Source organism: Kitasatospora sp. NPDC023118, from assembly GCF_055560875.1.
Map to the genome: position 1 here is coordinate 135,857 of NZ_JBVHHW010000021.1, position 9,534 is coordinate 145,390.

4 protein-coding genes and 1 rRNA gene are annotated in these 9,534 nt (G+C 71.6%); 2 read left to right on the forward strand and 3 right to left on the reverse strand.

Annotation, left to right across the window (positions count from 1 at the left end):
* Positions 1-76: 76 nt before the first annotated feature.
* Positions 77-4,600, reverse strand: coding sequence for a HAMP domain-containing protein (locus ACZ3UD_RS26100; RefSeq protein ID WP_465592384.1), 4,524 nt, complete (start codon positions 4,598-4,600; stop codon positions 77-79).
* Between the two features lie 583 nt (positions 4,601-5,183).
* On the opposite strand from ACZ3UD_RS26100, the gene ACZ3UD_RS26105 reads away from it, so the two are divergent.
* Together ACZ3UD_RS26105 and ACZ3UD_RS26110 are read left to right on the forward strand one after the other, a co-directional pair.
* Positions 5,184-7,730: a SpoIIE family protein phosphatase gene (locus tag ACZ3UD_RS26105; RefSeq protein WP_465592356.1), complete on the forward strand. Its 2,547-nt coding sequence runs from the start codon at positions 5,184-5,186 to the stop codon at positions 7,728-7,730.
* Between the two features lie 254 nt (positions 7,731-7,984).
* Positions 7,985-8,548: an acetate uptake transporter gene (locus ACZ3UD_RS26110; RefSeq protein ID WP_465592359.1), complete on the forward strand. Its 564-nt coding sequence runs from the start codon at positions 7,985-7,987 to the stop codon at positions 8,546-8,548.
* On the opposite strand, the gene ACZ3UD_RS26115 is transcribed toward ACZ3UD_RS26110, so the two are convergent.
* Both ACZ3UD_RS26115 and rrf read right to left on the reverse strand, forming a co-directional pair.
* Positions 8,541-9,386 carry a phosphatase PAP2 family protein gene (locus ACZ3UD_RS26115; RefSeq protein WP_465592362.1) on the reverse strand — a complete coding sequence of 282 codons (846 nt, stop codon included), beginning with the start codon at positions 9,384-9,386 and terminating at the stop codon, positions 8,541-8,543. The two genes, ACZ3UD_RS26110 and ACZ3UD_RS26115, sit on opposite strands and share 8 nt — an antisense overlap.
* A gap of 61 nt (positions 9,387-9,447) precedes the next feature.
* Positions 9,448-9,534 (reverse strand): 5S ribosomal RNA (gene rrf / locus ACZ3UD_RS26120); the annotation flags it as partial.

A 9,534-nucleotide genomic window follows, 5' to 3' on the forward strand; every position in this document is an offset into this window, starting at 1 on the left:
CCGTCCGCCAGCAAACCGGCCGACCGGCAGGCGCGAACCCCGGGGCCCGGCCCGGAGTTCGCGCCGCACAGGACATTCACCCGCGGTCCCCGTTCAACCACTCGTGCATCACCGACAGCAGGTGGTCGGTCTCCACCGGCTTGGTGATGTGGTCGGTGGCGCCCGCCTCCAGCGACTTCTCGCGGTCGCCCTTCATCGCCTTGGCGGTCAGCGCGATGATCGGCAGCCCGGCGAACTGGGGCATCCGGCGGATCGCCTCGGTGGTCGCGTAGCCGTCCATCTCCGGCATCATGATGTCCATCAGGACCAGCGCCACGTGCTCGTGCTGCTCCAGCATCTCGATGCCCTCGCGGCCGTTCTCGGCGTACAGGACGGTCAGGCCGTGCTGCTCCAGCACGCTGGTCAGGGCGAACACGTTGCGCACGTCGTCGTCCACGATCAGCACCTGCTGGCCGTCGAAGCGGGTGTCGCCGTGGACCGACCGGGGCTGCTGCGCGGGCTCCGCCTGGCGGGACGCGGCGGCGCTCTCCAGGGCGGCGCTGCGCCGGCGCTCCAACGCCCCGCGGCGGCGCTCCTCGGCCAGCTCCCGGACCTCCTGGGCCCAGTGGTCGGCCGGGTTCTCACCCACCGGCACCGGCAGGCCCACCGGGGTCACCCCGACCGAGGAACGGGGCGCCGGCGCGGCCGACTGGCCCGGGCGCTCGGGCTGACGGTCGACGGGGGCGCCGCCCGGGGCCTCGGTGCGCAGCGGCAGGTACAGGGTGAAGGTCGAACCCCGGCCCAGCTCGCTCTCGGCGTGGATCTCGCCACCGAGCAGCCGGGCGATCTCCCGGCTGATCGACAGGCCGAGGCCGGTGCCGCCGTACTTGCGGCTGGTGGTGCCGTCGGCCTGCTTGAACGCCTCGAAGATCTCCCGCAGCTTGTTGCCGGGGATGCCGATGCCGGTGTCGGAGACCGAGAAGGCGATCAGCTCGTCGTCCGGGTCCTGGATCGAGCCGGACTCCAGCAGCCGCTCGCGCACGTACTGCGGGGCGCCCTGGCCGGCCGCGCTGATCGAGAAGTCGACGCCGCCGTTGTCGGTGAACTTGACGGCGTTGGAGATCAGGTTGCGCAGCACCTGCTGGAGCCGCTGCTCGTCGGTGTGCAGGGTGACCGGCAGGGCCGGCGAGACCCGCACCGCGAAGTCCAGGTTCTTGTCCACGGCGACCGGCTGGAAGGTGGCCTCGACGTAGTCGACCAGCTGGACCAGGGCGATCCGGGCCGGACGGACGTCCATCTTGCCCGCCTCGACCTTGGACAGGTCCAGGATGTCGTTGATCAGCTGGAGCAGGTCGGAGCCGGCGCCGTGGATGGTGTCGGCGAACTCGACCTGCTTGGGCGAGAGGTTGCCCTCGTTGTTGTCGGAGAGCAGCTTGGCCAGGATCAGCAGCGAGTTGAGCGGGGTGCGCAGCTCGTGCGACATGTTGGCGAGGAACTCGCTCTTGTAGCGGGAGGCCAGGGCGAGCTGTTCGGCGCGCTCCTCCAGGACCTGCCGGGCCTCCTCGATCTCGCTGTTCTTGATCTCGATGTCGCGGTTCTGCTGGGCGAGTTGCTCGGCCTTCTCCTGCAACTCCTCGTTGGTGCGCTCCAGTTCCTCCTGCCGCGCCTCCAACTCGGCGGATCGCATCGACAGTTCGGCGGTGAGCCGCTGGGACTCCAGCAACAGGCCCTCGGTCTTGGTGTTGACGCTGATGGTGTTGACGGTGACGCCGATCAGGTCGGCGATCTGGTTGAGGAAGTCCAGCGCGACGGTGGTGAAGGAGCTGAAGGTGGCCAGCTCGATCACGCCGAGCAGCCGGCCCTCGAACTGCACCGGCAGCACCACGATGTGGGTCGGCGAGGCCTCGCCGAGGCCGGAGGCGATCTTGAGGTATCCGGGCGGCGCCTCCTTGACGATGATCGCCCGCTTCTCCACCGCCGCCTGGCCGATCAGCGACTCGCCGGGCCGGAAGGTGGTCGGCATCGCCCGCCGCTGGTAGCCGTAGCTGCCGATCAGCCGCAGCACGGTGTCGTTCTCGTCGTCGTCCTCGGTGATCAGCTCGGCGGTGCGGCCGGCCGGCTGGGCCAGGAAGAAGGCGCCGTGCTGGGCGGAGACCACCGGGGTCAGCTCGGTCATGATCAGCGAGGCGACCGCCTCCAGGTCCCGGCGGCCCTGGAGCAGGCCGGAGATCCGGGCCAGGTTGGTCTTGAGCCAGTCCTGCTCCTGGTTGGTGCGGGTGGTCTCGCGCAGGTTGGCGATCATCTGGTTGATGTTGTCCTTGAGCTCGTCGAGCTCCCCCGCGGCGTCCACGTCGATCCGCAGGCTCAGGTCGCCCCTGGTCACCGCGGTGGCGACCTGGGCGATCGCGCGCACCTGCCGGGTCAGGTTGTTGGCCAGCTCGTTCACCGACTCGGTGAGGTCCTGCCAGGTGCCGTCCACGCCGGGCACCCGGGCCTGGCCGCCCAGCCGCCCGTCGGTGCCCACCTCGCGGGCGACCCGGGTGACCTCGTCGGCGAAGGCCGAGAGCTGGTCGACCATGGTGTTGATGTTGGTCTTGAGCTGGAGGATCTCGCCGCGCGCGTCGACGTCGATCTTCTGCGACAGGTCGCCGCGCGCCACCGCCGTGATCACCAGCGCGATGTTGCGGACCTGGCCGGTGAGGTTGTTGGCCATCTGGTTGACGTTGTCGGTCAGGTCCTTCCAGATGCCGGCCACGCCCGGCACGCTCGCCTGGCCGCCCAGGGTGCCGTCGGTGCCCACCTCGCGGGCCACCCGGGTGACCTCCACCGCGAACGCGGACAGCTGGTCGACCATGGTGTTCAGGGTCCCGGCGAGCGTCGCGATCTCGCCCTGGGCATCGATGGTGATCTTCTTGGAGAGGTCGCCGCGGGCCACCGCAGAGGCGACCTCGGCGATGTTGCGCACCTGCCCGGTCAGGTTCGACGCCATGAAGTTGACGTTGTCGGTCAGGTCCTTCCAGATGCCCGACACCCCGCGCACCCGCGCCTGGCCGCCCAGAATGCCCTCGGTGCCCACCTCGCGCGCCACCCGGGTGACCTCGTCGGCGAAGGCCGACAGCTGGTCGACCATCGTGTTGACGGTGGTCACCAGCTCCAGGATCTCGCCCCGGGCGTCGACGGTGATCTTCTTCGACACGTCGCCGCGCGCCACCGCCGTGGTCACCTCGGCGATGTTGCGGACCTGGCTGGTCAGGTTGTTGGCCATCAGGTTGACGCTGTTGGTCAGGTCCTTCCAGGTGCCGGACACCCCGGGCACGCTGGCCTGGCCGCCGAGGATGCCCTCGGTGCCGACGTCCCGGGCCACCCGGGTCACCTCGTCGGCGAAGGAGGAGAGCTGGTCCACCATCGTGTTGATGGTGTTCTTCAGCTCCAGGATCTCCCCGCGCGCGTCCACCTGGATCTTCTGCGACAGGTCGCCCTTGGCGACCGCGGTCGTCACCTGGGCGATGTTGCGCACCTGATCGGTGAGGTTGTTCGCCATGAAGTTGACGTTGTCGGTCAGATCCCGCCACACCCCGGCCGCCCAGGGCACCTGCGCCTGACCACCGAGCCGGCCCTCGGTACCCACCTGACGGGCCACCCGGGTCACCTGTTCCGCGAAGCCGGATAGCTGGTCCACCATCGTGTTGATGGTGTTCTTCAGCTCCAGCATCTCGCCGCGCGCGTCCACCTCGATCTTCTGCGACAGGTCCCCGCGCGCCACCGCCGTGGTCACCTGAGCGATGTTGCGCACCTGGCCGGTCAGGTTGTCGGCCATGAAGTTCACCGAGTCGGTCAGTTCGCGCCACACCCCGGCCACGCCCGGCACCTGCGCCTGACCACCGAGCCGGCCCTCCGTGCCGACGTCCCGGGCCACCGTGGTGACCTGGGCGGCGAAGCTGTTCAGCTGGTCCACCATCGTGTTGACGGTGTTCTTCAGCTCCAGCATCTCGCCGGCCACGTCCACGGTGACCTTGCGGGACAGGTCGCCCTTGGCCACCGCCGTGGTCACCTGGGCGATGTTGCGCACCTGCGCGGTCAGCCGGCCCGCCATGGTGTTGACCGAGTCCGCCAGGTCCTTCCAACTGCCGGACACACTGCGGACCTTGGCCTGACCGCCGAGCTTGCCCTCGGTGCCCACCTCGCGGGCCACCCGGGTCACCTCGTCGGTGAACTCCGAGAGCTGGTCCACCAGTCCGTTGACGGTCCGCCCGATCTTCAGGTACTCGCCGCGCAGCGGGTGGCTCACCCCGTTGCTGTGCAGCGAGCGCAGCTCCATCTTCTGGTCCAGGTCGCCCTCGGCGATCGAGGTCAGCACCCGGCCCACCTCGGCCATCGGACGGGCCAGGTCGTCGATCAGCGCGTTGCAGTTGTCGACGGCCGCCATCCAGGCGCCCTCGCCCGCACCGGTCTCCAGCCGCTCGTTCAGCCGGCCCTCGCGGCCCACCGCCCGCCGCACCCGGGCCAGTTCACCGGTCAGGTGCTGGTTGCGCTCGGCGACCTCGTTGAACACCGCGGCGATCTCCGCCAGCGGCCCGTCGCCCGGAACCGTCAGCCGGCGACGGAAGTTGCCGTCCCGCATCGCGGTCAACGCGGCCAGCAGCTTGCGCAGGTCGGCCGGCTCGGCGCCGCGGTTGTGGCCCGATCGCCGGCCGGCCGCGCTCCGCAGCGCCGTCCCGGACCGTCCACCGCGCGGAGCGGGCGGCGTCGTACCGGTTGCGTCCTTGGTTGCGTCCTTGGTGGCCGAACTCAACGGGCCCCTCCCACATAGTGAACTGTCCGGTGACCGCCGTGCCGTACGGCACGCACCCGGGCACCGGCCCGGCTGGGCTGCGTACCGGCGGCCCCACGGAGCACCGGCACCCACACGACCGTACTGCTCCCACCGGCCGTCGCGGACCCCCCAGTCTGGCAGTACTGGCGCCGGGTATACGGGTGGTTGCGCTCGGTTGGTACCGCACCGTCCGAAACAGGTGGGCAGAATCACCCTCAGGTGCCTGTTTCGCGGCCCCGCCCCCACGGGGAACCAAGCGGAAAGTAGGGTGGAGCGCTGCACCGGGCCGCGACCGGACCCAGCGCCGCCGCCCACCCCGACGGCGCGCGCGGGGAAGTCGGCGCCGCACCCCGGACAGCCAGGGCAAGAGCAGCAGAGGAGAAGTGGCAACGTGGTCACCGCGCGCGCAGCCGCCACCTTCGATCCCGACGGCCGGTCCGCGGCCGCCGCCCGGGGCTTCGTCCGGGACGCGCTGCTCGGCTGGGGTCTGCCCGAAGTCGTCGACGACGCCGTCGTCCTGGTCAGCGAACTGGTCACCAACGCCGTCGTGCACGCCGGCACCGCCGCCGAGGTCTGCTGCCTGCGCGAGGAGGAGACCGTCCGGATCGAGGTCACCGACCACCACCCCGAGCGCGGCCTGCCCTCGCTCGGCGACGGGCACCGCTACGCCGACCCCGACGGCGAGGGCGGCCGGGGCCTGCTGATGTGCTCCGCCCTCGCCGAGCGCTGGGGCGTCGAGTACGCGGCCGGGCAGAAGACCGTCTGGTTCCGGCTCACCCTGCCCGCCCACGTGGTCGGCACCCGCTACGCCGTCCCCGCCACCCCCGGCAGCGACCTGCCCAGCAGCCCCGGACCGGTGCACGTCGCCGTCGTCCAGCTCGACGAGGACGGCCGCGTCCTGGCCTGGAACCCGGACGCCGCGGCCCTCTTCCAGTACCCCGCCGCCGCCGTCCTCGGCCGCCCCTGGGCCGACCTCGCGGTCTGGCCGCAGTCCCCCGGCCGCGGCCTCGGCCTCACCGACACCCTGCGGCTGGCCCACTGGGAGGGCGGCTACGGCGTCCGCCGCGCCGACGGCGAGGAGGTCGAGGTGTACGGCGTCCAGGTGCGCGTGCGCGACACCGAGGGCGTCCCCTCCACCCTCTGCCTGCTCGTCCTCGAACCCGACCGCGCCGTGCTGCGCTCCCCCGCCCGCACCCTGCCCGGCGAGCGCCCCGACCCGACCGGCCCCCGGCTCGACCTGCTGGCCGGCCCGGTCGACACCGACGACCTCGACACCCTGCTCCAGCGCACCGTCGAACGCGCCCGTGACCTGCTCGACGCCGACGCCGCGTACCTGCTGCTCACCACCGACGACGAGACCGAGTTCGAGCTCCGCGCCGCCGCCGGCCTCAACCATGGACACCGCCGGCACGCCCGCTTCCCGGTCGGGACCGGCAACCGCTACGACTCCGCCCGGCTGCCCTCCGTCCACGAGGACCTCGCCGCCCGCCCCACCGGCCTGCCGCTGCTCGCCGACAGCGGCATGCGCTCCCTGGTCACCGTCCCACTCAAGGTCGAGGGCCGCCTGATCGGCTCTCTCGGCATCGCCACCGCCGTGCCCGGCCGCTACGACAACGAGGACGCGCTGCGGCTGCAGTTCGCCGCCGACCGGGTCGCCCTGGCCGTCGAGAGCACCCGGCTGACCGAGCTGGAACGGCTGCGCCGCGGCTCGCTCTCCTTCCTCGTCGAGGCCTCCGACCTGCTGGCCGGCACCCTCGAACACGAGCAGACCCTCGCCCTGATGGCCCAGATGGCCGTCCCCACCCTCTCCTCCTGGTGCGCCGTCTACACCAACGGCGACCACGGCACCTCGGCCGGCCTCGCCTTCGTCCTGCACGAGGACGAGGACCGGATCGACCGGCTGCGCGACCTGCTCGACAAGACCCCCGCCCCCGAGGCCGGCCCCACCCACGGCGTCCGCTTCTGGGCGGCCCCCGCCGGGACCGCCGAGGCCCTCGGCCTCACCGACAGCCCGGAACTGACCGGGCTGCTCGGCGAGACCGTGGTGCTGCCGCTGACCGCCCGCAACCGGGTCATCGGCCTGCTCGCGCTGGGCGTCCCGTCCGGGGTCCGGTTCCGCCAGGAGATCCTCGAACTCGCCGAGGACCTCTCCCGCCGGGCCGCCCTCGCCCTCGACAACTCCCGGCTCTACTCCGAGCGCACCGCCACCAGCCAGGCCCTCCAGCGCAGCCTGCTGCCCCCGGACCTGCCCGAGATCCCGGGCGTCGAGGTGGACGTCTACTACCAGGCGGCCGGCGAGGGCAACGAGGTCGGCGGCGACTTCTACGACCTGTTCACCATCCGCGAGGGCACCTACGGCTTCGCGATCGGCGACGTCTGCGGCACCGGCCCCGAGGCCGCCTCGGTCACCGGCCTGGCCCGGCACTCGCTGCGTCTGCTCGCCCGCGAGGGCCTGGACGCCCCGCAGGTGCTCCGCCGGCTCAACGCGGCCATCCTGGACGAGGGTTCGCGCAGCCGCTTCCTCACCCTGCTCTACGGCGAACTGACGCCCCGCCCGGACGGCAGCACCGAACTGTCCCTGGTCTGCGCCGGCCACCCGCTGCCGCTGCGGCTGCGCACCGACGGCCGGGTCGACCGGGCCGCCACCCCGCAGCCGCTGCTCGGCGTCATGGACGACCTCGATCTCACCGCCGAGCACCTGGTGCTCTCCCCCGGCGAGGTCCTGCTCTGCGTCACCGACGGTGTCACCGAACGCCGCGAGGGGCGGCGGATGCTGGGCGACGACGGCCTGGCCGAGGTGCTCACCGGCTGCACCGGCCTGACCGCTGGGGCGGTCGCGCTGCGGGTGCAGCGCGCGGTCGAGCGCTTCGCCCCGGAGCCGCCGTCCGACGACATGGCGATCCTGACCCTGCGGGTGCCGACCCAGCGCACCGCCTGACGCAGTCACAAATTGTTATCTTCACAAGGGTACAAGCGAGTTGGGCCGGGTACACCGATCTAGCCGGGGAATCTCCCCCGGCGGGGACGTGACCAGCGGCTCTGCGCTGGCCCATCATTTCTGACCTCACTTCTGACCGCTGCCCGCGCACGCCCTTCGCCGTGCGCCCTCGGCGCGGTCGCGCGCATCCACTCACCGAAACGACACCAAGCGTCACTGCGCCCTGCGCGCGCCCAGAGTGAAAGGAGCCTCCGGTGAGCAACGACGCTACCGGGGCATCGAACGCCCGCTCCACCGGAGCCGACGCGGGTAACCTCGGCTACCTCGCCCTCGGCCTGACACTGCTCGCCTACGGTCTGCTCTCCACCGGAATCCTGCACGGCGCCGGTGTCGGGGACGCGGCCCACCTCGCCCACCTGCTCGGCGGCGTCACCCTCTTCATCGCGGGCCTGTGGCAGCTCCGCCGCGGCGAGGGCTTCACCGGCACCGCCTTCACCAGCCTCGGCGCCTTCTGGGCGACCTGGTCGGTGGCGGGCGGCGCGAGCAAGAACGCGGCCGGTCTGTTCCTGCTGCTGTGGGCCCTGCTCGCCCTCAGCCTCACCGCGGCCGGCTGGGGCGCCGGTCTGTTCAGCCGCGCCGTCTACGGTCTGCTGACGCTCTCCCTGGTACTGTCCGCCATCGCCACCTTCGGCGGGTACGGCGGCCTCGCCAAGGCGGCCGGCTGGATCGCGGCCGTCTCCGGGCTCGCCGCCTGGTACTGGGCCACCTCCGCGCTGAGCAACGGCTCCTGGGGGAAGGTCGCCCTGCCCGTCAAGTGATCTGCTTCAGCCGGTCCTCGGCACCACTGCGGGGTCGGGCCACCGTCTCGACGGCGGCCCGACCCCGTCGGCGCGCCACCAACGCCAGGACGGCGTAGGCGAAGAGCAGGATCACGACGGCGACGATGCCGTCCGCCCAGAAGTGGTTGGCCGTCACCACGACCACCGCGACCGTCAGCACCGGGTGCAACACCATCACCCAGCGGAACGGGCTCGGCGACACCCGCACGACCGCGACCGCCGCCAGCACGCACCAGGCGACGTGCACCGACGGCATCGCCGACAGCTGATCGGCCACCACCACCCCGCCGACCGCACCCCCGTACACCGACTGCCCGTACTCGGCGGCAACGTCGACGAACCCGTTCTGCGGCAGCATCCGCGGCGGCGCCACCGGGATGAACTGCACCAGAAGACAGACCGCGGTGGTGATCACCACCGTGTTGCGCACCCACGCGTAGCGCTCCCGGTGCCGCAGGAACACCCAGAGCAGCACAGCAAGCATCACGGCGAAGTGCATGACCGCGTAGTAGTAGTTCGCCAGCCTCACCAGCACCGGGTACGGCGTGATCGCCGCCTGCCAGGACGCCTCGTTCGGCAGCCCGATGATCTGCTCGGTGCGGTGGATCCAGCTCGCCCGGTCCAACGCGTGGTCGGCGCTCATCACCGACAAGTGCCCCACCAACTGCCAGAGCGCGAACAGCGCCAGCAGGGTGCCGGCCTCCCGCAGCAGCGCCGACACCCCCGGCTTCCGGACCCGCGCGGCAACGTACGCGCCTCCGTAGAGGCCGACGGCGGCACCCCCGGCGGACTGCCAGGTCAGGGTCAGGTTCTGCATTGGCAGAGGCTAACGCAAAAAGACCCCCTCCCGAATGGGAGGGGGTCTTTTTGGAATGATTGTTCGGCGGCGTCCTACTCTCCCACAGGGTCCCCCCTGCAGTACCATCGGCGCTGTGAGGCTTAGCTTCCGGGTTCGGAATGTAACC

Coding starts and splice junctions, on each gene's coding strand:
- ACZ3UD_RS26100 (WP_465592384.1), bottom strand. CDS start 4,600: ATGCGGGACGGCAACTTCCGTCGCCGGCTGACGGTTCCGGGCGACGGG.
- ACZ3UD_RS26115 (WP_465592362.1), bottom strand. CDS start 9,386: ATGCAGAACCTGACCCTGACCTGGCAGTCCGCCGGGGGTGCCGCCGTC.